The 26,790-nt window shown below is 36.7% G+C and carries 21 protein-coding genes and 1 pseudogene; 7 read left to right on the top strand and 15 right to left on the bottom strand.

What is annotated here, in order from left to right; all coding sequences use genetic code 11:
- Positions 1-71: 71 nt before the first annotated feature.
- The 3 genes and pseudogenes from ACK1JC_RS15750 to ACK1JC_RS15740 form a co-directional block, all read right to left on the bottom strand.
- Positions 72-170 (bottom strand): annotated as a pseudogene (locus ACK1JC_RS15750) (MgtC/SapB family protein); the annotation flags it as partial.
- A 120-nt stretch (positions 171-290) separates the two neighbouring features.
- Positions 291-821 (bottom strand): YaeQ family protein, encoded by a 531-nt coding sequence (locus tag ACK1JC_RS15745; protein WP_409512818.1) that lies wholly within the window; start codon positions 819-821, stop codon positions 291-293.
- A gap of 60 nt (positions 822-881) precedes the next feature.
- Positions 882-1,901 (bottom strand): CobW family GTP-binding protein, encoded by a 1,020-nt coding sequence (locus ACK1JC_RS15740; RefSeq protein ID WP_409512817.1) that lies wholly within the window; start codon positions 1,899-1,901, stop codon positions 882-884.
- 584 nt (positions 1,902-2,485) lie between these two features.
- Between ACK1JC_RS15740 and ACK1JC_RS15735 the strand changes: the two genes are divergently transcribed.
- Positions 2,486-2,704 carry a hypothetical protein gene (locus tag ACK1JC_RS15735; RefSeq protein WP_409512816.1) on the top strand — a complete coding sequence of 73 codons (219 nt, stop codon included), beginning with the start codon at positions 2,486-2,488 and terminating at the stop codon, positions 2,702-2,704.
- Between the two features lie 385 nt (positions 2,705-3,089).
- On the top strand, positions 3,090-4,700 hold the full coding sequence (locus ACK1JC_RS15730) for a bifunctional 3-(3-hydroxy-phenyl)propionate/3-hydroxycinnamic acid hydroxylase (protein ID WP_409512815.1): 1,611 nt from the start codon (positions 3,090-3,092) through the stop codon (positions 4,698-4,700).
- A gap of 103 nt (positions 4,701-4,803) precedes the next feature.
- Here ACK1JC_RS15730 and ACK1JC_RS15725 read toward each other — a convergent pair whose 3' ends face one another.
- From ACK1JC_RS15725 to ACK1JC_RS15705, 5 genes are all read right to left on the bottom strand, one after another.
- The gene (locus ACK1JC_RS15725) at positions 4,804-6,399 is read right to left on the bottom strand and encodes a bifunctional aspartate transaminase/aspartate 4-decarboxylase (RefSeq protein ID WP_409512814.1); all 1,596 of its coding nucleotides are present in this window, start codon (positions 6,397-6,399) and stop codon (positions 4,804-4,806) included.
- A gap of 38 nt (positions 6,400-6,437) precedes the next feature.
- On the bottom strand, positions 6,438-8,120 hold the full coding sequence (gene aspT / locus ACK1JC_RS15720) for an aspartate-alanine antiporter (protein WP_409512813.1): 1,683 nt from the start codon (positions 8,118-8,120) through the stop codon (positions 6,438-6,440).
- A 447-nt stretch (positions 8,121-8,567) separates the two neighbouring features.
- Complete coding sequence (locus tag ACK1JC_RS15715; RefSeq protein WP_409512812.1) at positions 8,568-9,461, bottom strand: LysR substrate-binding domain-containing protein; 894 nt, start codon at positions 9,459-9,461, stop codon at positions 8,568-8,570.
- Between the two features lie 11 nt (positions 9,462-9,472).
- Positions 9,473-10,705 carry an MFS transporter gene (locus tag ACK1JC_RS15710; RefSeq protein ID WP_409512811.1) on the bottom strand — a complete coding sequence of 411 codons (1,233 nt, stop codon included), beginning with the start codon at positions 10,703-10,705 and terminating at the stop codon, positions 9,473-9,475.
- Positions 10,698-11,279 (bottom strand): TetR/AcrR family transcriptional regulator, encoded by a 582-nt coding sequence (locus ACK1JC_RS15705; protein WP_409512810.1) that lies wholly within the window; start codon positions 11,277-11,279, stop codon positions 10,698-10,700. The genes ACK1JC_RS15710 and ACK1JC_RS15705 overlap by 8 nt, the downstream gene beginning before the upstream one ends.
- A 264-nt stretch (positions 11,280-11,543) precedes the next feature.
- On the opposite strand from ACK1JC_RS15705, the gene ACK1JC_RS15700 reads away from it, so the two are divergent.
- On the top strand, positions 11,544-11,888 hold the full coding sequence (locus ACK1JC_RS15700) for a hypothetical protein (protein ID WP_409512809.1): 345 nt from the start codon (positions 11,544-11,546) through the stop codon (positions 11,886-11,888).
- A gap of 162 nt (positions 11,889-12,050) precedes the next feature.
- Here ACK1JC_RS15700 and ACK1JC_RS15695 read toward each other — a convergent pair whose 3' ends face one another.
- The 6 genes from ACK1JC_RS15695 to ACK1JC_RS15670 all read right to left on the bottom strand — a co-directional run bounded on the left by ACK1JC_RS15695 (position 12,051) and on the right by ACK1JC_RS15670 (position 19,132).
- Positions 12,051-12,566 carry an acyl-CoA thioesterase gene (locus tag ACK1JC_RS15695; protein WP_409512808.1) on the bottom strand — a complete coding sequence of 172 codons (516 nt, stop codon included), beginning with the start codon at positions 12,564-12,566 and terminating at the stop codon, positions 12,051-12,053.
- Positions 12,567-12,719: 153 nt separating this feature from the next.
- A complete protein-coding gene (locus tag ACK1JC_RS15690; protein WP_409512807.1) occupies positions 12,720-12,905 on the bottom strand; it encodes a hypothetical protein in 186 nt (61 codons plus the stop codon).
- Between the two features lie 260 nt (positions 12,906-13,165).
- Positions 13,166-14,137 (bottom strand): patatin-like phospholipase family protein, encoded by a 972-nt coding sequence (locus tag ACK1JC_RS15685; RefSeq protein WP_409512806.1) that lies wholly within the window; start codon positions 14,135-14,137, stop codon positions 13,166-13,168.
- A gap of 272 nt (positions 14,138-14,409) precedes the next feature.
- On the bottom strand, positions 14,410-15,645 hold the full coding sequence (gltS, locus tag ACK1JC_RS15680) for a sodium/glutamate symporter (RefSeq protein WP_409512805.1): 1,236 nt from the start codon (positions 15,643-15,645) through the stop codon (positions 14,410-14,412).
- A gap of 553 nt (positions 15,646-16,198) precedes the next feature.
- On the bottom strand, positions 16,199-17,446 hold the full coding sequence (locus ACK1JC_RS15675; protein ID WP_409512804.1) for a DcaP family trimeric outer membrane transporter: 1,248 nt from the start codon (positions 17,444-17,446) through the stop codon (positions 16,199-16,201).
- 477 nt (positions 17,447-17,923) lie between these two features.
- Positions 17,924-19,132: a multidrug effflux MFS transporter gene (locus tag ACK1JC_RS15670; protein ID WP_409512803.1), complete on the bottom strand. Its 1,209-nt coding sequence runs from the start codon at positions 19,130-19,132 to the stop codon at positions 17,924-17,926.
- Between the two features lie 147 nt (positions 19,133-19,279).
- On the opposite strand from ACK1JC_RS15670, the gene yccS reads away from it, so the two are divergent.
- From yccS to ACK1JC_RS15650, 4 genes are all read left to right on the top strand, one after another.
- Positions 19,280-21,454, top strand: a complete 2,175-nt coding sequence (gene yccS / locus ACK1JC_RS15665) for a YccS family putative transporter (protein ID WP_409512802.1) — start codon at positions 19,280-19,282, stop codon at positions 21,452-21,454.
- A gap of 152 nt (positions 21,455-21,606) precedes the next feature.
- Positions 21,607-22,167 carry a hypothetical protein gene (locus tag ACK1JC_RS15660; RefSeq protein ID WP_409512801.1) on the top strand — a complete coding sequence of 187 codons (561 nt, stop codon included), beginning with the start codon at positions 21,607-21,609 and terminating at the stop codon, positions 22,165-22,167.
- 247 nt (positions 22,168-22,414) lie between these two features.
- Positions 22,415-25,108: a PepSY domain-containing protein gene (locus ACK1JC_RS15655; RefSeq protein WP_409512800.1), complete on the top strand. Its 2,694-nt coding sequence runs from the start codon at positions 22,415-22,417 to the stop codon at positions 25,106-25,108.
- 200 nt (positions 25,109-25,308) lie between these two features.
- Positions 25,309-26,091: a YdcF family protein gene (locus ACK1JC_RS15650; RefSeq protein WP_409512799.1), complete on the top strand. Its 783-nt coding sequence runs from the start codon at positions 25,309-25,311 to the stop codon at positions 26,089-26,091.
- A 20-nt stretch (positions 26,092-26,111) separates the two neighbouring features.
- On the opposite strand, the gene ACK1JC_RS15645 is transcribed toward ACK1JC_RS15650, so the two are convergent.
- Positions 26,112-26,588: a DUF2750 domain-containing protein gene (locus tag ACK1JC_RS15645; RefSeq protein ID WP_409512798.1), complete on the bottom strand. Its 477-nt coding sequence runs from the start codon at positions 26,586-26,588 to the stop codon at positions 26,112-26,114.
- Positions 26,589-26,790 lie beyond the last annotated feature (202 nt).

Here is a 26,790-nt window from a genome sequence, read left to right as displayed (position 1 = left end):
CTAAATACGAGCCTTCAGTTCATTAATTTAGCCTTTTTAAGGCTACTTTTGCATAGAAAATATTCTGGATAGGTTCTTAAGCCAGCAGATTTACTACGATACTCTCGCTCTGTGCCAATAATGGCACCAATCATGAGTGCTAGTAATAATTGATAAAGTTCAAGATTCATATCTGATCAATATTATGATTGTTGTCTGATTAGATATACTGAGTTTCAAAACAAAAATGCAAGCGATTTTGCCTGCATTTTTGTTCGATTAACTTTGAGTTATTGATACACCATTATAAATTATTGCAATTGTGTCCACTCAATAACCGCTTGTGCATTGTCGCCAATCAATGTCCATTCACCATCCATAACATTCAGTTGTAACTGCATCGTACGTTGACATAATTGCTGAATATCGGCTGTGGTTTGTTCAGATAATTGCCAAACTTGAACATTTTTCAATGTTTTTAACTTAGAACTACGTTTGTACCATTCTGCAACTGCAGAACCATAGGCAATCACGGCAACATCTTTACAACGCGCAGCAGCTTTTTTAACTTTATCTTCATCAGGTAGACCGACTTCGATCCATTTCACCAACTGCCCTGTAAGGTCTTTTTCCCACAATGCAGGCTCATCTGTCTCAAACAAATCTTTGGTAAATTCAAGACGCTCTTCAGCAAAGCGTGCATAAGCCAACACACGAACCATCAAACGTTCAATGGTTTCAGATGGATGCAGTGCCATAGTAAATTGAAAATCGCCATATTGATGAACATCCATATTGGCAATATTCAAATCCACCTTATAAATTGTTGCTTTTAACGCCATGAAAAATCCAAAAAATGAAGTTCTAAATATGGCGCACAGTCTATAAGATTTTGCAGAGAATTACTGAGGTTTTTCAACTTGATCAATTCGACAGTTCAACACTGCACTTTCAAAATTCGACCAATCACGGTCGGTTTGCGTAATGATTTCAATCCGATTATCAATACCCTCTTCACCCGATTTATAGTTGAGATCTTGTGGATTAAAGTTGAAATTCATCCAGCCCTGATTGGTATGAAAAATTCCTTTAATACGTAGCCAATCTTGTTGCTCACATAACACATCTAAAAGATCATAAAAATCAAACTGCCAACGTTTAGAAAACTTCCAACCTGCAACAGTATAATCCTGTGAACTTTCTATGTAGTGATAAGGCAATTGGCGAATTTCAGGCAAAGGTTCATTTGCGGGTAACTGTTTTTGAATTTGAATTAAGGGCTGAATTTTACGTTCTAGACCCACATACGGTAAATCAATTTGGCTCAGTAACAGATCACCTTTCACAGCGGGAAGCCATGTTTGTGAATAGGCTAAATATTCATCTTTAAGTTTTAACAATGCCGACTGATCAATTTCCGTCATTACATCGGCATGTGAGATCACTACAATTTGCGCTGCTTTTAATTGATCTTGATATAAGTTGTGATTCCCCCATTTTTCATCATGCAAACGTGAACCATCTACGACCGTAACCAACGCGCGCATATCAATTTGGGCATGCCATTGCGGTTCAGTCAGTTGTTCTAACAATTGAGCAGGATGTCCCAAGCCTGTAGGTTCAATAAATAAACGATCTGGATTTTTCTCTTGAATCAAACGAGAGAGTGCTATTTGCATCGGCAACTGACCTGTACAGCACAAACATCCACCTAACAACTCTTTGACCTCATAACCATCACCCTGCGGTAAAAGTTGCTGATCGACTCCAATCTGCCCAAACTCATTCATCAGCACAGCCCAAACTTCATGTTCAGGTTTCTGTGCCAATAACTTTTGTAGGAGTGTGGTTTTTCCTGCACCGAGAAAACCCGAAATAATGTGTGTTTTCACTTGCGATGGTTGCAGAATTTTCAAATGCATTAACTCCCGATTCATTTCGCTCTTGGCATCAAGAGTAAAAGATTGTGTGGCTATTGATCTATCAATCATCTGAGCTATTTCACGTTATGCTTACTTAACATCATTAAAAATTAGGCTCGAAATTGGTTTCATATTTTAGCCAAATTTAAGTCAATCTCCTGTCTATGCAAAGCGCTTTAAAGAATTCTTTTCAATAAAAGAATCAAAAAACGTGTATCAACGATTATAAATTCCGCATATTTACTTAAGAATCTCCTTATTTTGTACATCCTCAGTAAAAATATTGATTATTTTTTATGCGAAAAAATATATTTATATACATTTTAAAATGGCATTGAACCGTTTTTTTTACATAAGCAAAACATAAAAGTCCACTTTGTTTTTCTCACGTTACCCAAACTGTTTTACTTTGTTGTCAAGGTTGTCCTACCTGCTTTCAGGCTTTAGCATGATTTCCGTAGTCAAGCTGCTGACGATATTGCCTCCAATGCAATGCCTCCAGAGTTAGCGGCAGACTGCTATAAACCATAGATAACAACAATGACGTTTGTTATCGCTTTTGCAAAATCTATAAGGATGCCACAATGAAACTTATTCAAACTCTTCTTGTAACCACATTCGCTTTCACTGCTGCCACGGCTTTTGCAGCACCCACTACACCACCTGCTGAAGAAAAAGTCATCGTATCTACCCAAGAACTACCTGATGAAGCAGGAACAACGGAAACCCCTACAGAGCAACCCTCACCAACTGAAACAGATGCAAGTGCAAGCGCTGAAGTCGATCGCTCTTCTCATAAATAAGATGAAATATTTTCAATTTTGTGATTAAGCATATTTAGAAAAATACGCAATGATCGATCTGCTGTATCTGTCATTGCGTATTTGTATTGGGAGTCGCTATTTTATTTTTAGATTTTTCCTCTATTTTAGATACCTCAGCAAAAAATGCTGCTCATTTCAAGTTTTTCTGATTTAAAAATACAATTGATCATAGTCAAAATAAATCGTGATATTCATTTTCGATATTTAATAATTTTTAAAAAATCTATATAAAACAAAAAATTGATATAAAGCCATCATGATCACATAGATTTTTATATGCAATATATCAACTATGGCATAGCTTGTTTAGACTAACGTATTCATCGTTAATAGCATTATATAGTGAATTGAATGGATATTCCTTGTGAGCAAAAAACCAATTGAATACACCACAGAAGTGGCAATCATCGGCGCTGGTCCTGTTGGTCTGACCATCGCCAACTATTTGAGCAAACAAGGTGTACAGGTCACAGTCGTAGAACAGCTCGATAGCTTAATTGACTACCCTCGCGCCATTGGTATTGATGATGAATCTTTGCGAACCATTCAATCACTCGGACTTGTCGATCAAGTTTTACCGCATACAACACCGAACCATGCAATGCGTTTTTTAACGCCTAAAGGTCACTGTTTTGCCGACATTCAACCGCTAACTCGTGAATTTGGTTTCTCTCGCCGTAATGCATTTATTCAGCCGCAAGTCGACAGCGTGTTATTGCAAGGTTTAAAACAATACGAACACACGCAAGTTTTATTTGCACGGACTTTGGAAGAGTTCAGCCAAGATGCCTATGGTGTAACACTTAAAATTCATAGCAAAGATCAAACTCAAGAAACCATTCATGCAAAATATTTAATTGCATGCGATGGGGGTAATTCTGTTGTCCGTCGTACTTTAAATATCGGTTTCGATGGTAAAACTGCACCAAACCAATGGGTCGTAATTGATGTTGAAAATGATCCATTAGCAACCCCGCATATTTACCTCTGCTGTGACCCTGTACGCCCATATGTATCAGCAGCCTTACCGCATGGTATTCGCCGTTTTGAATTTATGGTGATGCCCGGTGAAACTCAGGAAGAACTGAGCAAACCTGAAAATATCGCAAAATTACTCTCTAAAGTATTACCAACAACAGATGGAATTGAAGTAATTCGTCAGCGTGTTTATACGCACAATGCACGTATTGCCGATAAATTCCGCGTAGACCGTATTTTACTTGCAGGTGATGCAGCGCACATCATGCCTGTATGGCAAGGTCAAGGGTATAACAGTGGTATGCGTGATGCTTTTAATCTTGCATGGAAAGTCGCTTTAGTGGTTCAAGGTAAAGCAGGTGCTAACTTGCTAGATACTTATCAAATTGAGCGTAAAGACCATGCCCAAGCAATGATTGACCTTTCGGTCATGGCGGGTCATGTGCTTGCACCTCCAAAAAAATGGCATGGTTTTGTACGTGATGGTATTGCCTATGCATTGAATTACATTAAGCCAATTAAACAATATTTATTGGAAATGCGTTTTAAACCCATGCCAAAATATAGCGATGGCGCTTTAGTGCAAGATACTCGTAAAGATTCTCCTGTGGGAAAAATGTTTATTCAACCGAATATTCAGCTTGAAAATGGTCAAACTGTTTTACTCGATGAAGTGCTTGGTAATGACTTTGCGGTTATTGCGTGGGGTGTCGATCCGAAATGGGGCATCAACGAAGCAAACATGAAAAAATGGCAGTCTTTAGGTGTGAAGTTTATTCAAGTGATTCCTGCAGTTCAATTGAGCAATGACCAGCGTAAAACCTTTGAGAATGTCATTACCATTGGCGATGCAGGCACAGAAATCCGTACATGGTTTGGTAAAACAGATCAAGCGATTGCAATTCTACGCCCTGACCGTTTCGTGGCTGCCCTTGCAATTCCACAGACCATGAATACGATGAGTCAGCAGTTGTTTAATAAACTACATGTAAAATAATCACTTGTAATAGATTCTTATTTTTAGTCTTTCTGACTCCGTCAAACGTGACCATTTATAATAAAAAAACCACTCAATTGAGTGGTTTTTTTATTAAGAAAGCTTACTTATTTTTTTCAATTAAATACTCGTTATAGTACTCTTCAGCAAATTTATTCAATGCTTTACCAATGGATGCATATTGGAATTCATTTAAATTTGCCAAAGAAGCACGAGCAGATGCCTTTGGAACGCCAAAGCCCCTGCCTGGTAAAAGCACAATTCCCGTTTCATCAGCGATATTAAATAGTAAGTCTGTTGGGTTTTTCACTTTCTGTACCCAATTGGCAAATTCATCGCCATAAAGTGCTCGGCAAGTTTTATCTAAATCAATCAGAGTGTAATAATTTACAGCATTCACGTTATCATTATATGTGACACCTAATTGACGGTATAAAGCATGATCTCGATCTTTAATGACAGATTTCAATGCTTTCTTATATTGCTGACGAGAGTCCATCATATTGAATAAAGCAAATAAGACCATTTGCACTTGCTGAGGCGTTGATAAACCTGCTGTATGATTTAATGCAACTGTACGACTATCGGCAACCATACGATCAATCAATTTAATCTGAGATGGATTGGTGGTTAACGATGAGTAACGTTGTGCCAATTCAGCTTTATGTGCATCAGATAAGTTAGCAATTTTTTGATCTAAAATATTGTCTTGGGCAAGTGCAATCACCCCTAAACGCCATCCTGTCGCACCAAAATATTTCGAGAATGAATAAACCAAAATCGTATTATTTGGGCAAATTGCAAAAAGCGATCTAAAATTTTCTGCAAAAGTACCATAAACATCGTCAGTCAAAATAATTAGATCAGGACGTTTTTTCACAATATCGGCAATAATTTCTAAACTTTCATCACATATTTTTACTGAAGGTGGATTACTAGGATTAACTAAAAAAAATGCCTTAATAGATGGATCTTCTAATTTTCTCAGTTCAGCTTCAGGATATTGCCAATCTAGATCTGGATCTGCCTGTATATGTACTTGTTCTAATTGGTAATCATTTAACTCTGGAATTTCAAGATAAGGGGTAAAGATAGGTGTACCAATTGCAATTTTATCACCAGAGTTAAGAATCTTATTCTCTTTTAAAGAGTTAAAGATATATGCCATTGCAGCCGTACCACCTTCAACTGCAAAAAGATCAAAAGCATCAATACCTAAATTAGTGACACCCATTTCACGTACGATATACTCCTTAACAACCTGCTCACTTAACCGAAGCATACGATCAGGTACAGGATAGTTACAACCTAAAATCCCTTCAACCATCTCTAACAAAAATGCGTCAGGGTCAATCCCAAGCTGATCACGTATATATGAAATCGCTTTACCTAGAAATACAACACCTGGCTTATCACGATTTTCCAAAATAAAATGATCAAAACGTGAGCTTAGCCCTTGTATACGAGGAAAACCACCTACACCTTCAGGCATAAATGAAAATGAAAATTCAGACTCTGTCGCTGCAAATAATCCAAGTTGGAAAAAAGCACGGCGTGGTAAAGTTGCTAGAAAATTAGGATTACCGCGCCCCGCATTTAGCATCATTCGATCTGTTCGACTTTGAGCAAGTTCAATTAAATTATCTTTTAATTCAAATGGGCTTAATTTTGCATATTTTGAATAATCTACATTTGACATCTTAATCTCCAGAATTATTGTTTATATCTTTAAAATAATTAAACCAAGGCGACAACAAATGGTCCTAATAATGTTAGAAATACATTTGCTAAGGCGTAAGTAATTGCAAAAGGAACAGTTGGAATGCTATTTCCAGCTTTATCTAGAACACCACCAAATGCTGGATTGGCACTTCTTGCACCCGATAGAGCACCCGCCAAAATAGCAACGTTGTCATATTTGAGAACAAAACGTGCAAAGAACATTGAAAGTATGAGTGGCACAATCGTTACAACAACGCCAATCATAAATAGTGTTAAACCACTTTCTTTAATTGTCTGAATTGCTTGTAACCCAGATTGAAGTCCAACAGCAGCAACGAAGCCTGCTAAACCCAAATCCTTTAATAACTGAGAGGCTGCTGGTGGCATATTTCCCATAGTCTGATGACGAGTTCTCAACCAACCAAATAATAAGCCCGATAATAAAGCACCACCACCAGCTCCCAACGTAATTGGAACACCTGATACACGAACAACAATTAAACCGATGAGTAAACCAAGCACGAGACCAAAACCATGGAATACCCAATCTGTTTTTATAGATTCAGGAACTGGTGTTCCTCCCTCTTTAATAAAACGTTTAATATCTTGTTCAGCACCATAAGCAGTAATGACATCACCAAGAAAAACTTCAGTGTCATCCGTTAATGGAATTGGATCTCCACCACGTTTAATTCCTGTAATAAAAACACCTTGTTTCAATAATTTAGATGTAGATGCTTTAATATCTCCCAATGTACGTTTTGCGTACTGTGGATTTTTAAGTACAACATCTATGGTGTCCATGACAAGTTCCATACCGCTTGATGACTGTAGCTCTGGTCCAATTTTATTAGAAATGGATACCACATCTGCACGACGACCAACGATAAGTACGATATCTTGAGCCTCAAGTCGTAAATCTTGATTAATATCAATCAATTGATCGTTACGTTTTATGCGTTCAATCGTTACATTATCGACATAGCTTTCTATTTCAGAAACACTTTTACCAACAGCGTTTTCTACGCGATAGATACGACCTACAATTTCAGGCATTGCTAAGGCTTGACCCGAATTTAAAAGGAATGCACCTTTTAGTCTTTCTTTTTGTGCCGCTACTGCATCATCGTGAATTTCTCGTCCCATAAATTTTGGTAAAATATTGACACAAATAATAATTGCGCCTAAAGAACCAAAAATATAAGTGACGGCATAACCAATTGCGACATTTGCCTGTAACTTCTGAATTTCGGCCATAGGTAAATCTAGTCGCGCAATTGCATCACTCGCCGTTCCAATAATCGCAGACTGAGTCATTCCACCAGCGGCCATACCAGCAGCTAAGCCTTTATCTAAATCAAAAATTTTAGCCATAATTACGACAGTGGCTAGACCAACAATTGCCATAAATGCAGCAAGTAATATTTCCTTTATGGACTTGGGGCCAAGAGATTTAAAAAATTGCGGTCCACTTTCGAAACCAACCGCATAAATAAATAATGCAAAAAGTATAGATTTGACGCCATTATCAACCGAAACTCCAAACATACTTAACGCAACTGCTACAAGTAATGAACCAGCTACACCGCCTAATTGAAACTTTCCGATTTGGAATTTTCCAATATAAAATCCAATACCTAGTGCGAGAAATAGTAAAATTTCAGGATAATGACTGAGTTGACCCTGTATCCACTCCATAACTTTCACCCTCTCTGTGTGAACATTTAAAACTACGGAGAAACTTAAACAATATATTTTAAGTTTTGATATTTATAAGCATTTTCTATTAATTTATTATGATTGGTAAAATAAAGTAAATATTGATACTCCTCATAATTGACCTTAAATATCAATCTACCGGTCAAAAAGGTCAAATATTTCATGTACGCTTTTTGTACATAAATATCGTAAAAAAGTTACTATTCACCCCTTACCTCCTAAGCACAAATGAGAATCAATTATCATTTTCCACATAAATAAAGGGAGAAGTACAATTTTTCAGCAACATTTTTTCAACAATGTAAATTAGATAAAAATTGCTAGGAATAAGTATTTTATTGAAAAATTATTTTAGTTTTATGATCATTTTTTTATTATATAAGCTCCTTAGCATCCTCGTCTAAGAAGCTTCTTTGCTGTAAAAATTTAGAACATATCCATATAAAACTTTTCTTTTAAAACCTGTAAAATTAACTGTAAAGCCTGATTACTTTGTCCTTTACGATAATTGGCATACAAGCCAATCATTGGCAGAGGTTCAATGGTATTTTTAACAATTATTTTGTCGCCTAAAAGTGGAAGCACATAAGCAGGTACAAGACTCCAACCCACACCCATCCCCACCAAATTAACATTCAACAGAATATTGGTCGACTTCTGAACCACATTGACATTCAACTTTGACGTTTTGAAAAAATCTTGAATAATTTTATGAAGTTGAGGTGAAGCATCTTCATCACTAATGACAAAATCTTGCTGATTAAAACTTTTAATACTGATGTGACGTTGATCTGCCATAGGGGAATTTTTCGGAATAATCAATGCCAAAGGTTCCTGAAAAACCTGTATATGCGTAAGTTCTTCCGAAGCCTCTGGATAACGTGTAAAAGCAATATCAATTGTTCCTTTTTTCAAAGCTCTGAATTGTTCAGCATCTGTCAAACTATGAAAATGAATTTTTAGACTCGGAAAATGCGCCCGAATATTGGGCATGATGTATGGAAATACCTTCATTTCTGCTACAGGTACAAAACCGATATGCAACTGATCTTTTTGAATATTGGCAATTTGACGTGCATCATTCACCGCTTTTTCAGCATGCTCTAAACACAGTAAAGCCTCTTTTAAAAAGGCTTCACCTTCTGGGGTTAATTCCACTTTACGATTGGTTCTTGTCAATAACTGTACACCCACTTCTGCCTCTAAATCTTTAATCTGCTGACTTAGTGAAGGTTGTACAGTACACATACGCTGTGCTGCTCGAGTAAAATTTAACTCTTGTGCAACTGCTACAAAATATCTTAAATGACGGAGTTCCATCGTTCAGTCCTCTACTGCCTTAAAGCCAATTGTGGTGCAACTTTGGCTTGGTAAAAAAACAAAGTCAGCACAGTGATTAGCGCACAAAGTAAATAAGTCGGTGAATAGCCAAATTGAGCAATCAATATCCCAATAATGACCGACCCCATTGCCATACCAAAATCAAATAATGTAAAAAATGTCGCAATTGCATGCCCCATACGCTCTTTTGGTACGGACTGAATCGCAATGGTTTGAAAACATGGAAAGAGTGAACCGTAGCCAATGCCAATAAACACTGCTGAAAGCCACAAAATCCACTGATTAGACATAAAACTAACGACAACCAAACCGATCGCAAAAAAAACAAAAGATGGATAAATGACCGAATTTGCCCCCTGACGATCAAACCATTTTCCAATCCAGGGACGAACAATAATCATGGAAATTGCAAAGATAATAAAAAATAGACTGACATAAGCAAATAACTGTTTTGATTCAGCATAAGCCGTCATAAAACTCATAATACTTGAATAAGAAAATGCTGTGAGTAATGCCACTAAGCCAATCGGTACAGCCTTTAATTCTAAAATGTCATGCAATGAAAATTTATTTTTTTGTGTAGAGGGTTCTTCTTTTTCGAGTTGCTTTTTTGCAGATACAGTTTCAATATTCTGTATTGGAATCATTAAACAAAAAATAAAACCAATACAAATAATTGCGGTGAGTACTTTAAAAAGTGTCATAAAGTCTGAATATTGTAATATCGTCAGCGCAAGGAATGGTCCAAAAACTACCGCTAAATTCGTCGACATCACATAGTAGCCCATCCCCTCACCCTTTCGATGCTCTGGAATAAATTCATTGGCAACAGGAACGGCAACCGTGGTTAAAATACTGAACCAAATGCCATGGATAAAACGCACTAAAAGCAAAATCCAAAGTTGATCTGCAAATAAATACGTAAAAGCAAATAAGACAAAAAGTAATTCAGAACCACGAAAAGAAAGCTTACTGCCCAGTTTTTGAATAATTAGACCAGAAAATGGACGAATCGCAATGGATGAAATTAAAAATAAGGTCAGTGCTAAACCAGCCTCTTTCACCGAACCGCCCAAAGATTTCATAATATAAACAGGCAGAATGGTCAAAAAAGCAAAATAATAGGTAAATAAGAATAAATTATTCAACACACAAAATATGAATGAACGATTCCATAAACGATCTGAAACAGTCGCGTCAAAGGGTGATGCTATATTAGACATCCAATGCACCTGACTGCTGTAATTGTGCAGGTTCTAGGACTAAGTTAACGAGTTGATCGACATATTCAGCATTAGGTACTTGATTAAAAAAAATAATTTGATAATGAATGGGTGCATACAATGTATCGAGCATCAATTCAAAGGGATAATCGGCTTTAATTTCACCTCGCTCAATAGCAAGCTGAATGAGCTTTCGCGTTTCCTCACGGCGAGGCAATAAATATTGTTTAAAAAATGCACCAGCCGCTTCACGATGCTCTGCCATTACCACCAACAAGGCGCGCCCAACAGAATGATCTAACGCCTTGCATAATTTTAACAGTTGTTGAACCAAGTTAAATTTTAAGCTTTGTTCAAAATCCATTTCAAATACAGAAGCCGTATGCGCCTTAAACGTTTCGAATACAAGATCTGATTTATGTTTCCACCAACGATAAATTGTCGACTTTCCAACCCCTGCACGTAATGCAATATCTTCAATAGTTAACTTACGATAATCGTGTACTTCCAGTGCTTCCTTGACTGCATTTAAAATGCGCTCTTGATGGCGTGAGGTTTTTTCAAAATCTGACATTGTTCAATCATCCATGCAAAAACGAAACGATACGTATCGTTTCAATATATAGCAAAATTAATGAAAGCGCTATATTTCTACACTACATTTTCAACACAGAGTTTTAACACTAGGAATATCAAAACAAGATATATTGAAGGGAATAATTTAAAAATGAGACTTATATTGTATTAAATTTAAATAATGATAGTTTTTTTGATTTTTACAAGAACTCTATTTAATAACAATAATTTTTTAAATCACACTTATAAAATAAGGAAAAATATGAATAAAAATAAAATATTAAGCGTAATTTCACTCACACTATTTATAATCGCTTGTAGTAAGCCACTCCCTATTGATAAAGCAAATTTTATTGGTGATTGGAAAAATGATGATCGTCAGGTGAGCTTAATCATTACACCTGAAGGACATGTTGAATACAGCAATAGACAACCAGGAAAAAGTACATCTATTTCTGCTTCAATCCAAGAATTTAAAGATGATCATTTCAATGTTGGTTTGTGGCCACTATCAACTAAATTTAAAGTTAGTCAACCACCTATTCAAGATGAACAGGGCAATTGGCATACGACTGTGAATGGTTATGAGCTGAGTAAAACTCATTAATATGCTTTCAATCAACATACAAATTGAGTAATTCATTTTTCAACTCTTTTTAATTTGCTTAAAAATCAACCACAAAAAAAGAGATGCCTAAACATCTCTTTTTATCATCTTGACTCATCTGTATTTAGCCGTTTTATTTGCTTAGAGATCAGTGCCCTAGCTTTAGACTGATTTTTTATAAATACTGCATGATGGATGATGATTTTCTTGTAAACGTGCCACTTTACGGTGTTCCGCAGCTTCAAAACGACAACGTTTCCAATCATTATCTAATTCTAAAGATGGTACTTGTTGTGGCTTACCATTTTCATCCACAGCAACCATAGTAAAATAGCAACTGTTAGTATGGCGAATTGTTCGTTTACGAATATTTTGTGCTTCAACACGAATTCCAATTTCCATAGAAGTACGACCAACATGGTTCACACTTGCAAGAAAAGTTACTAACTCTCCAACATGAATCGGCTCTTTGAAATTCACTTTATCAACCGATAAAGTCACAACATAACAGCCTGAATAACGGCTTGCACATGCGTAAGCCACCTGATCGAGTAGCTTTAGAATCGTTCCCCCATGCACATTTCCAGAAAAGTTGGCCATATCAGGCGTCATTAATACAGACATGCTTAATTCAGACTGATCTTCAGTCGCAGGCGTCACGTGATCTAATTGAGGCATCGTTCTCGGCTCGGTTTAAAACAGGAGATTTACCGACTTATTATATAGCTTTTGATATAAAAAACATGATTTATTGCATAATTCATCATTATTCAAAATGATAGCAGACCACTTTGTCATTTTTTATTTTACATAGTGGTCTGATTATATTGATTAATTTTCACTCTGATCAATTTTTTTTAACATTTCAGCAGAAATATTGCCATAACTTAAAATCTTGGTTTCTGACAAACGTATTTGTAATTCATAAGATTGATCTTGATTAATCCTGACGACATCAAAAATAAGTTCTGGATGAGTTGCAAGTTTTACTTTATGACCAATTTCAAAAGTAGTCATGATATGCCTTCACTTAAACCTAATATTTTCATACAGATGTCATATACATCGTGTATCTACAATTTTTATTCAATCCTATTTTAACGAAAGTTAAAATCAAAAATATAATTTTGAAGAACTATTTTGAAATTTAAAAATCTTCTTTCATTTTTAAAATATAAAAATCAAGATACTACAAAATATATAAATCTTAGACTTAAAAAATTGGGTATGTATCAAAATACATCAACAGCAAACTAATGATTCATAAAGGTTTATTACTAATCAACATTGACACGCTGACCACTGAGTTGGTTTTTTTTCTGCATCATAACTGCCTCAATCACAGGCAATCTTTGCTGGGTGGCATCTATACCCGCCTGAATGGTGTCTTGGCGTCCCTTTACATCAAAAATATGTGCTTTTTCACGTAAATCAGGCTGAATCACAATATCAGCATTTTTCATTTCTTCTTCAGCTAAACGATTTTGCATAATATTAATATTTTGATTAAATAACCCCCAAATATTACTGGTTTCAGTATATGCAGGCTGGGCTAAAATATTCACTGCAATAATAATATCTGCTCCCAAATCTCGGGCGATATTGACAGGAACGGGACTGACTAAACCTCCATCCACATACTCCTCACCACCAATGACCGTAGGTACAAACATACTTGGAATGGATACAGATGCACGAACAGCTTGCCCTGTATTACCATGATTAAAAATCGTTTTTTTACCCGTTTTAAGCTCTGTAGCAACCACATACATTGGAATTTTTAATTTTTCTAAGGATTGATGCTTAACTTGTTCATTGACATAATCTTCAACTTTTTCACCATCAAAAAAGCCTTTTAAGCCAATTTTAAATTCACGGACATCGGCAACTTTCATATCTAAAGCAACATTGCGAAGTTTACTCGCAGACATTCCACTCGCATATAATGAACCGACTATACTACCTGCACTTGTACCTACAATAAAATCAGGATGAATACCTTTTTTTTCTAAGACCTGAATGACACCAATATGCGCATACCCTCGTGCGCCACCACTGCCAAGTACCAATGCAACAACTGGCTTCTCTCTCTGTTGAGCATGCTTAAAACGCTGATCTAATTTAGATGTTGCCTCTTGCGTAGTTATTGACTCAATAGGCGTAATATTTAAAGTGTTTTGAACAGCCGCATACGAATGTACTGCCCCTAATAAGCCAACAATCAATATCAGTATTTTAGGTAATTGCATTTGTTCCACTTACACTTTTAATTAATCTATATCTAAACATAATTTGTTTATCGCTGTTGTTACTTTTATTTAAATGGTCATATTAAATACTTAAAATGATGGTAATTTGCTAAAAATTTATCCTTTTGAATCACCTGGTTTTTTATACATTCAGTTCGTTCACAAATTAACTTCCATAAAAAGCCCTATAGGTCATAGGGCTTTTTTATACACACTTTTCAAACCGACATTTTATAGACTTGAGTATTTCAAACAAAAGTTTGAAAATTTAATTAAGCCATAAATTTCAAAATCATCTGAATCACAGTGGCATTAATCAAATCGACAAAAAATGCACCACAAAGCGGAACAATCAAAAATGCTTTATGTGAGGGTCCATACATATTTGTAATGGCTTGCATGTTTGCAACTGCTGTTGGTGTCGCCCCCATACCAAAACCACAATGACCTGCCGCCAATACTGCTGCATCGTAATTTTTGCCCATCACACGGAAGGTTACAAAGGCTGCATATAATGCCATTGTTAAAGTTTGTGCGGTCAAAATCACCACTAACGGACCTGCAAGATCGGCAAGTTGCCACAATTTCAACGACAACAACGCCATTGCTAAATATAATGACAATGCTGCATTTCCGAAAACATCAATCGCGCGATCAAACATTTTCACGCGTAATACACTTTCAAGAATATTACGTAGAATTACACCACCACCGAGCGCCCAAACAAATGTTGGTAACTCATACCACTGACCTTTGCTATAACCCGTCATAAAGTCTGCAAATGCAAGACAGGCAGCAAATAAACCAAGTGTTGTAATGGCATTATCGGCAGTAATTAAACGAACTTGATGCGGATATTCAAAAGGTACATATTCGCCTAGCTCATTGCTTTCATGTTGATTCTGAGCATTATTATCTTGATACGTTTTAGGATCAGATAGTTGGTAACGGTTGATCAGCAATTTTGCCAATGGACCACCAATAATACCACCAATAATCAAACCAAATGTTGCAGATGCCATGCCGAGTGCAAGCGCACCTTGAATGCCATGCTCAGTTTCAAGAATCGTGCCCCAAGCACCTGCCGTACCATGACCACCTGTCAGGGTAATTGAACCTGCGATTAGACCAATCAAGGGATCAAGCCCCATTAGTGTCGCAAGACTGATACCGACAAAGTTTTGCACCACAATAAAAGATGCAACACAGACAAGGAAAATTACCAAGCCTACGCCACCTTCTTTCAATTTAGCAAAGTTCGCACTTAAACCAATTGATGCAAAGAAAACCAACATGAAACTGGTTTGTAATTCACTGCTTGTAGTAACACTATAACCAAATAAGTTATGCACAAGTAATGAAACAACAGCTGCAACAAGACCACCTGCAACAGGTTCAGGAATGTTATATTTACGTAGAAAGTCAATATTATTGACTAAAAAACGCCCAAGCAATAACACAATCACTGCTGCAATAAGCGTATAAAATGCGTTAAAAGTAAATTCCATGATTACTTCCCTATGATGGAATACTTTTTGTTCTACAGTTCATTAAAAAAGGAATATAAATTCCCATACCTATTGAGCTAATACTTCAGCTTAAGTACAAAACCGTACAACAAAAAGTAGTTCGAAAAAGGATTTTTCCGCTGAATAATCAGCTACCATATAGTGCAAAGACGATGTGAATAGAGAAAATGCGAGGGGCGTTCATGGAGAGATTTCTCATGTAATTTAAGAGTAAATTTTCATTGAGCCGCTAAAGATTATTCAAACAACTCAATAAAAATGGAGCCTCTGCATTGAATTTAACCCTGCATTGCCACCACACCATATAAAAAACGAATCAGTTTTGTATATTTGCAAATGCCTTAATTTAAACTCAATTAAAAAAGGCTTAAAGATATCTTTATTATGCCTTTTTTTACGCTTACATGCTTATTATTTTACAATTTCCATGATCAAGATACTTGATGCTAAACGTACATTCATTTTTCTAAAAAATATTTTGCGTAAAAAAACCAGAACATTACATTCTGGTTTTTAAAGATTGAATCATCGATTAGAAGTTATACTTCGCCATCAAACCAACACGATTATCTTTATATGATTTACCTGCAAAAGTATCACGCTTACCATTGATATATTCCACGCCTAAATCAATCGGTTTAGCTGGTGAATAAATCATATTTAACCATGCTTGTTGTACTTTTTCATTTGCATCAGCATTTGATGCAGCTTTTGCATAATCAGTACTATCATCAGCAAATAATGCGCCATATGCTAAAGTTGAACGTAGGTTCGGTAAAATTTTATATGTTGCACCGACCTGAACTGCAGTAAATTCGTTTTGTTCAATATCACCGTTTACAACAGAAAATGCTGAGTTACTACCATATAAATAGTTACTATTACCTACTGCATAAGAAGCGTCAGCAAATAATTTTAAATCATCTGTAACTTTAAAATCAGTACCTGCTGCAACGCCCCAACCTGTTTGGTTGTCATCTGCAGAATCTGATTTATAGTTTTCAATCATTACACGACCAGATGCACTACCACGACCTTCGGCATAACCTTGTACAACTTTTGCCGTTAACACTGGTAAGCTATATTTAATTGCTGTACCTGAGCTATTACCCTCTTCCGCTGCAACAAAAATTTTAGTGGCTGGTGCTAAATTATATGAATAACGAACCTGTGGAATACGTGTTGTACCCCCTCCAAGATTTGTTGCAAAGTCAATCATCTCTGGTGCATGACCCGCTAAGAAATTTGAAGTTGTTTGACCAAATAACCAATTGTTATACGTTAAATATGCATGGCGAATACGTAATGCTTCGTTAGTCCCTGCAAAATCAACCTCAACCTTACCACCGACTTTTGCATCGCCGACTGGGGTATCAAAATCTAAACCTAAACGTGTTGTCTTTGCAGTCGCACGAAGTTTATCTTGAGCTTCACCTTTACTTTTACTTACAGCGTTGAAGTCATCATCCGCACCTTCAATAATATAGTTTGCATCACCACGGACAAAACCATACAAATTAACATTTGCACCATTTTTAGATTTCAATCCAGCCAATGGCGTAATAACCGCAGGCTGTACCTTTACGTCAGCTAAAATAACTTGTTGCTGCTGTTGGATTTGTTGCTGTTGTTGAACCAATGCTTTAAGCGCCTGTACCTCTTCACGAAGTTGCTTCACTTCTGCATCTGATGCAGCATTTGCAGATGTCATCATCAACGCAGTTACAGCGACAGCTAAACCCTGTTGAAAAAAAGATTTACGGCTAATAATTTGACCCATGAAACATTCCTCGTCTTTATAAAATATAAACATCCGTGCGATATGATTTTTAAAACCTGTATATGACTAAAAATCATTTTTTTTGTTTTGATCAGGCAGTACATAAGAGTGACTGCATAAATAAAAACAAAACACCAATGTGTGTTGCTGAATTATGTAAGCATTGATATTAAGTTAAAACATAAAAGTAACATTTTGTGTATAAACCCTACACAGTTGTAATCTAGCTTAACTAAACTGCTTAATTAAAATCAGTTTTACCGAATGAAAAGTTATTTTCAATTCTTTTTTTAGATTAACTTTTCTATAATCCTTATATAGTCGGGCGCTTAGCAAATTTTCTAAATTTTATTTTTTCAATATATGCGACCATTGTATATATGGAAAAATCACATTTTTAGGCAAACCGTACTGAGTATTCTCTAATAAGACTTAACTCTTGCTTAGAGCCAAGCCTTATTTATTTCAAATAAGTACTCAAACGGTCAAATTTAATTGCTTTTCGACAGTAAAGATAGCTATCAACCCTGACAATGTGAACAACACCATCAACACAGCCATATTCAATATTACGTCCCAAAAAAGAAAGTTTAAAATGATCCCACCGATCAAACCACAAGCAAATTGAGCACTGCCCATGATTGCACTTGCAGTACCTGCACGAGCACCTTGTTGTGCCATCGCAATCGCCATTGCATTGGGTCCTGTAAAACCAATACCAGAAACAGCAAGAAACATACCAAGCATAACCAAAGCCATGGGTGCTAAGGATAAGAAACCCGCTATAAGTAAAATAATTGCACCACTCACTTGAATCCACCCGCCGATTTTTAAACGCTGAAACACGCTAAAGCGTCGAGCTAATTGCTTATTACATGCAGAAATTAAAATAATCCCCATTGCATTTAGAGCAAAGGCAAAAGCGAACTGTTTTTGCGTTAAACCATAGCCATCCATAAAAACAGCAGATGCAGAACTGATATAACAAAATAAAGATGCCCCACTTAAGCAACCTGCCAACATGGGTAAACGAAAGCTCTTATCTTGTAAAATACTGCTATACAGAATCAACACTTGTTTGAAGTTTAATTTTAGGCGATTTTCAATTTTCAGCGTTTCATCAAAAAAGAAATGCACACACAGCAAACAAATCAATCCTATGATTGAAAGTAAGATAAAAATGCCCTGCCATTCAAAATACTGCAACATCACTGCACCAATCACAGGTGCCATAACAGGTGCAACTCCCATCACGATCATCATTTGAGCAAAAGCTTGTGCAGAACTTTGTACATCCAAACAATCTCGAATGGCAGCACGTGCCATCACGACACCGACGCATCCACCGAGTGCTTGTAATATTCTTGCTGCAATCAGCGACCAATGATCAGGTGCCAATATGCACAATAGACTTGCTACTGCATACAATGCCATTCCAAAATACAGAGGTTTTTTACGCCCAATTCGATCACTAATTGGACCATAAATCAGCTGACCAATCGCCAAGCCCATAAAATATGCAGGCAAGGTATTGGCAATTTGTAAAGTGCTGACCTGAAAGTCTTCAGCCATTTGTGGTAAGGCTGGCAAATACATATCAATGGATAAAGGACCCAATGATGTAAATAATGCCAATAGCATGATCCAAAAAATTGAATAGGGCTTCCCAATGTTTTTTTCTGACATATGCTTATTTCAATTATAAATATCGAACAGAGCAGACAAGTTTACACACTCCATAGTATGATTTCACCTACAGAAAAGTGAATATTCACGCTTAAAATTGAATAGTGATACGGCTAAAATCCACCTGACCTGTATAAGGACTCGCGCTTGAACCCCTTGCTGGAAAAACTGCGTAAAGCGACCTATAACACGACATTTATGTATAACTTGCGAATGATTATTGCTTTCGCAGGTACTGCATTTATCCCCTATTTTTTAGATCATCAAATTATGACTATTCCACTCACTTTGGGTGTAGTTGCAGCAGGTTTAAGTGACATTGATGATCGCTTTTCTGTACGGATTTTGAATCAAGTTTATACTTATATTGGATTTTTTATTACCGCCGTATCAGTCCATCTTTTATTTCCTTACCCCATCATATTTGCTTTAGGATTGATTGTTTCCTGTATTGGCTGGATTTTGCTTGGTTCACTCGGTAGACGTTATGCCACTATTTCTTATGGTTGTTTAGTTGTTTCAGTCTACTCAATGCTTGGTGTACATTTATTTGAACACTGGTATTCACAGCCACTCTTACTCGTTATTGGAGCAATGTGGTACGGTCTAATCTCAACCATCAGTTTTTTATTGTTTCCTGTTCGTCAGGTGCAAGACAAACTTGCTCAATGTTATTCAGCGCTTGGTAATTTCCTATTTTCAAAATCGAATCTATTTGATGTCGATATGACACCTGAAAGTTATCAGCAAAGTATGATTGGACTCTCGATGGAAAATGGCAAGCTCATTGCTCTTTTTAATGAACTGCGGACGGCATTGTTGACCCGCCTTAAAGGTGACCGAGGACAAAGAGATACCCGCCGTAGCCTACAGTATTATTTTGTCGCACAAGATATTCATGAACGGGCTGATTCCTCACATATTGATTATCAAAAATTAGCCAAAGTATTTGAACACAGCGATATTCTGTTTCGTTTTCAACGTATTTTGTCCTTGCAAGGAAAAACCTGTAACGACCTCGCAGAGAGTATTCTACATCGTACAACATACAGTCATAGTAACCGTGTTGAGCATGCTTTCAAAAACTTACGTAAATCTTTAGAAAAACTTCGCCAAGATCAACAATATGATCCCGTGTGGATTAATGCTCTCTTTTCACTCTATCAAAACTTAAAATCGATTGATGCTCAACTACGTAATGTTGAAACCATTCGTAATTTAACCGTCGAAAAAGACAAGCATATTGAAAATCAATTACGTGATGATGACCTCAAAGGTTGGGATGATGTAATTTCTAGAGTCAAACAACATCTAACGCCTGAATCGGTTCTCTTTAGGCATGCCATTCGTGTTTCTATTGTTTTATTTATTGGCTATGTCTTTGTTCAACTGACTAATATCCAATATGGCTATTGGGTATTACTTACGGCTCTGTTTGTCAGCCAACCTAACTTTAACGCCACCAAACGCCGACTACGTTTACGTATTTTAGGCACACTTGGGGGAATTATTGCAGGCTATGCCATTCTATTTTTTGTACCATCCATTGAAGGACAACTACTTCTACTGGTCATCAGTGGCGTATTATTTTTTGAATTACGTAGTAAACAATATGCACAAGCAACCGCCTTTATTACCGTGTTGGCACTCATTAATTTCAATTTAGATGGTATTGGTCTAACTGCAGCATGGCCTCGCATGGTTGATACAATTTTAGGTTGTGCTTTAGCATGGTTTGGTGTCAGCTTTATTTTCCCTGACTGGAAATTCCGTCGCTTGCCTCGCACCATTCAACGCTCTCTTGAAGCCCAATGTGCCTATTTAAATGAAGTGATTCAACAGTATCATCATGGTCGGCAAAATAGTTTAAATTATCGTGTAGTTCGCCGTGCAGCGCACAATACCGATGCTGATGTCGCATCACTCATTTCAACCCTTGCTACCGAACCTGATTTTGATCCTGTACAAAAGGCACAAGCCTTTGAGTTTTTATGCCTAAATCATACTTTTATTAGCTATATTGCGGCTTTGGGTGCACATCGAGAAAAAATAGAAGATCCTGAAATATTGGCATTACTTGACACTGCTTTAGAAGATATTCAAGGTGCACTATTACATGATGAGGTTCCTGATTTGACCACGCACAATATGCTACAAAGCATTCGTTTACGTTTAAATCAATCAGATGAAAACTCAGAAAAATCCTTAATAATTTTGCAGCAACTCTCGTTAATGTTTAGTATCTTGCGACAACTCAGTACCTTAAAGCAAAGCCTGAGCCATGACCGAGATAATCATTCAACGGAACTGGCTTCATTATAAGTGAAAACACACCTAATTCATCACACTCAAAATCGTACATGGCGCAAGCATATAAACGATTAAATTGAATGGTAAATTGGTACAATATACTCACTGATTGTATTGTTTTAATGCTAAACTCTGCTCAGTTTTACATATTATTTTTTGACACTATGACCGCAAAAAACGTTTACGCCTACACACTGCAACCTGTTCCTTATGAAGTTTCTGAAGAAGAACAGCGTTATGCCCAACTGATGATTTGGCGCAGTACCAACAAAATTGGGATGAAAGCATGGGCTATTATGGCTGTGGTTACAGCCATTTCCATTCTCGGTTTATTGTTCATCAAAAACTATTCAACTGTGATTTTCTGGGTTGCATTAGCCTGTGTTGCTATTTATCTATTAGTTCGAAAATTCGGTCTAGAATGGTACGTAAAACGTAAAATGAATGAATTTCCTGCGCAGGAAATTAAAGGTATTCAGCTTGGTGTACAACCTCATGGTATCGTGATGCGTCAACAAATGGGTGCCCAACAAGGTGTTGCAACGATTGGTTGGAAAGATATTTATGAATGGTACAACGCACCCGATTTTATGTTGGTCAATTTCAAAATTAAAGATCAACAAGGTGCATACATCTTACCAAAACGTATGAATAGCAAAAATTTTCCTTTTGAAACGATACGCAAACATTTAAAAGAAAGTGTGGGTGAAGCAAAACCCCTTTAAGCATTTATGATGTTAAAAATCCTCCCTTTGTGGAGGATTTTTTATATTGTCCCATTCTATATAAATTTATACCTATGTATCTCAGCTAAATACCACAACAACCTACTCAATTCGCTTTAAAGTTAGAACAGAACAATAAAAATATGAACAGTAATGATAATGAGAATAAATATTATATGAGAATCCATTTTTTCTACTAATTCTTAAGCTATAATTCTGCACGACAAAACTCAGCCTGACATTCATCATGTTTAAAAAAACATTTTTCCAGATTCACTGGTTTTTAGGGATCACTGCGGGACTTATTCTGTCTATCATGGGCGTAACAGGTGCTATTTATTCCTACGAACAACAAATTACCCGATGGCTTAATCCAGACAGTTATACTGTTCAGGTTGAAAATAAAGCTAAAATGACGCCTGCGGAATTGTATCAACACTTCCAAAGCACACAACCTGAAATGAAGATCAACAGTATCACTATTGCCAAAGCTGCTGAAGAATCTTCAACCATTAACTATGCCAAAGAAGGTGCCCGTCGTGGTGCGACTTTAATGGTCAATCCTTATACTGCGGCAACACTTCCCGAAGTTAAAGGCAAAGATTTTTTCCAATTTATTCAGCAACTCCACCGTAATTTAACCGTCGGCCCTGTCGGTAAACAAATTACTGGTGCATCTACATTAATGCTGATTTTCTTTGTACTCAGTGGTTTGTATTTACGTTGGCCTAAAAAACATTCTTTTAAACAATGGTTTGTCATTAAGCCAAAACTTAAAGGTCGTAATTTCCTTTGGGATTTACATGCCGTTGTTGGTACTTGGGTCGTAATTTTCTATCTATTATTGGCATGTACAGGATTATATTGGTCGTATGACTGGTGGCGTAGCGGCATGTTTAAGGTGATGGGCGTTGAACAGCCTAAACCTGAAATGCAAGCTACTGCTGGTGGTGAAGGGCAAAAACGTGCTCAAGGTGAGAATAACAATCCACAATCACAAGAAAATCGTGGACAACATGGTGAACGCACTCAAGGTAATGCCCCAAATTCACAAAAAGTTCGTGGGCAAGATGCTGAACGAAATATAGATTCATCTAAATCTGAGAAAAAAGGCTTAAAACCAGAACAGATTAATCTTGCTCTAACACAAAGTTGGACAGGCTTTAATTCTAAAATTGGTCGAGATTATTCAAGTGCGACATTAAGTATTCCAAAAAAAGCAGATGGACAAATGGAAATTTCATTTGTTGATGCCACTCCTCAGCATGAACGTGCACGTAATAAAGCGACCTTTAACTATCAAACCAATCAAATTGAAAAGCTTGATTTGTATGAAGATAAAAAGCTTAATGAAAAAATCATGGGCAGTATGCTTCCTGTACATCGAGGTAGTTTTTTTGGCCCAGTCTACCAATTCATTGCTATGCTTGCAGCACTTGCAATGCCGTTATTCTTTGTAACAGGTTGGATGCTTTACCTTAAGCGTCGTAAGCAAAAAAAATTAACACTTGCAGCAAAAGGTGGTATTACTGGACAAGGTCTTACACAAAATATTGACCCAAATGCAACACCTTGGCTTATTGCTTATGCAACACAAACCGGTGTTGCTGAACAATTGGCTTGGCGTACTGCAATAAGTTTACAAGAAGCAAAGCAACCGACGATTGTAAAAGCTGTACAGCAATTGACGGTTGATGATCTAATGCAAAATAGCCAAATTCTGTTCATTGCAAGTACTTATGGTACGGGTGAAGCACCTGATCTTGCATCAGTATTTGAAAAAAAAATATTGAGTCAAAAACTTGATCTCAGCCACCTCAAATTTGCTGTTTTGGCACTTGGTTCAAAAGAATATCCAGATAGTTATTGCTTATTTGGTCATCGCATTGCCAAATGGTTAAAAGATAATGGTGCTACAGCTTTATTTGAAACCATTGAAGTGAATAACAGTAATAATGATGACATTCAACGTTGGAATACAGCACTAACAGCAAGCACACAACTTGATTTACAAACGATGTCGATTGATAAAGTTTTTGATCAATGGAAGCTGACACAATGTAAATTGCTCAATCCAAATAGTTTGGGTGAACCTGCCTATCATATTGAGCTACAAGCGCATCATGATGTGACTTGGCAAGCTGGTGATATTGCTGAAATTCAACCAGGTAATAGCCAAAATCGTATTGATCACTTCCTGAAATCACAAAGTATTTCTGCTGATACTATCGTACCATCATTACAAATGACGCTTGCACAAGCACTATGGAATCGTGACTTAACCGTTACTCTCCAGCCTTTCCAAGATGTCGAGCAACTGCTTACTCAACTACCAGCCTTACCAAGCCGAGAATACTCCATCGCAAGTATTCCTGAGCAACATCGTTTAGCTTTAGTTGTACGTCAGCAACGTGATGCTCAAGGTGAATTGGGGCTTGGTTCAGGATGGTTAACACAACATGTATCTGTAAAAGATACGGTTGCTTTGCGTATTCGCAGTAATGAATCCTTCCACCTCATCACCGATGATCGTCCAATTATTTGTATTGGTAATGGTACGGGTATTGCGGGCTTACTTAGTCTACTCTCTGCACGTGCGCATTTAGGCTATACAGAGAATTGGCTCATTTTCGGTGAACGCCAACATAATGTTGATTACTTCTTTAAAGACACCATTCAAGCTTGGCAAAACACGGCTATGCTGAAACGTCTTGATCTTGCATTCTCTCGAGATCAAGAGGAAAAAATCTATGTCCATCATAAACTTCGTCAAAATGCAGATGAATTAAAACAATGGATTAGCAATGGCGCAGTGATTTATGTTTGCGGTAGTATTCAAGGTATGGCGACGGATGTCGATCATGCTCTGAATGATATTTTAGGCGCTGATCTGATCGATGAACTTCGTCAACAAGGGCGTTATCGCAGAGATGTCTATTAATTAATATGCTTTAATCTTTATTAATTTAAATATTTACATCTGACAAAATAACAAACGGGCAAATTGCCCGTTTGTTATTATTTTTAATATCCGTTTTGATCAATTATTTTCACAATAAAAATCAACCAAATTAAACATGAAAAAATACATAAGACGACGTAAACTTAAACAACTCAGAATACATACCCATTTTTTTGAATATGCAAACAAAAATATTCCGTCTACTTTTACTTATTATCGGTCTTGCGCTCTTTCTTGATGGTTTTATTCTATTTTTATTCAAAAAACTGCATTTAGGAACTATTATCCCTCTTTTGGTAGGTATTGTTTTTATCGGCACTGCATTGGCTTGGCACAAAATTCAAAATTATTTAAATCAACACGCACGACTACGACATTTTTGGCATATAGGTTGGATCGGATTTATAATATGGTGCATCAGTCTTGCAGGATTTTTTTTATATATTCATCGCTCCAATTTGCAACCTACAATACATCAACCCGTACAAGCAATCATTGTACTTGGTAGCGGAATCACACAAGGAAAACCTTCAGCAGCATTGGTAGCCCGTTTAGACAGTGCAGCGAGCTTTGCAAAACAACAAGCGAATATTCCAATTATTGTCAGTGGTGGTCTAGATTATGGTGAAACCATCACCGAAGCTGAAGCAATGGCAAAGTACCTACAAGAACAACATGCAATTTCGACACAGCGTATTTTATTGGAAGATGAGAGTACGAGTACCGAATTGAATTTAAAAAATAGCCAAGCCATTCTTAAACAACATCACTTGAATCTACAACAACCCATTGCGATTGTCACAAGTGATTTTCATACATTACGTGCAGAAGCAATCGCGCATAAACAAGGTTATAGCAACGTCTTGATGATCTCTGCACCAACCCCACTGAGCATACGTTATAATGCATGGCTCAGAGAGTATTTTGCTTATTTAAGCGGTTGGTTGCTCAACGAATACTAATTGAATTGCCTCATTTCATCTTAACTGCTGACTTTTTCATGAAGGCGAATTTTACGTGGCAATGGCACTGAACCACTTCTAAATATATTTGGCGTGGTCAGTTGCACATGATAAAGATATTTTTTCAAATCTATGAGAAACTTATCCCCTGAAACCAGAACATTTTGTCCTTCTGGGGTTAAGTTAATAGATAAAATTTTGTCATTTTCACGAATAAATGGAATCATTTTTTCTACAAACTGAATCAATGCAATTTCTTCTACTTGGTAGTTTTCCCAATTACCTTTTTGTAATAGTTGCGCAAGCGATTTAGATTGCCAAACAGCTAACGTTTGCTGTCCTGATGGGGTCGCACATAGTGCCCAACCATCTTGATAAAGTGCGTATACTTTACCTTGTTGAACAATATTTTCGATAAAAATACGATATTGATCTGTAGCACTATTATTCTTTTGTGTGGCATTTAACGCAGCCTTGCGTTGATAAGGATTTCTCATAACCATGGCTTATAATTAAAATTATAAAGTGAGTTTATCTAAAAATAACGATAAGGTATAGCAATGACAGATAAGAATATAGAATTAGATGATTTAAATTTAAAATATAACGGGGGAATATTAAAATATGGTGGGCGCTGACGGGATCGAACCGCCGACATTCTGCTTGTAAGGCAGACGCTCTACCAACTGAGCTAAGCGC

Source organism: Acinetobacter sp. TY2 (assembly GCF_046269225.1).
Lineage (GTDB): Bacteria > Pseudomonadota > Gammaproteobacteria > Pseudomonadales > Moraxellaceae > Acinetobacter.
The sequence above is the reverse complement of the archived record's forward strand: the minus strand, read 5'-3'. Positions and strand labels throughout refer to the sequence as shown.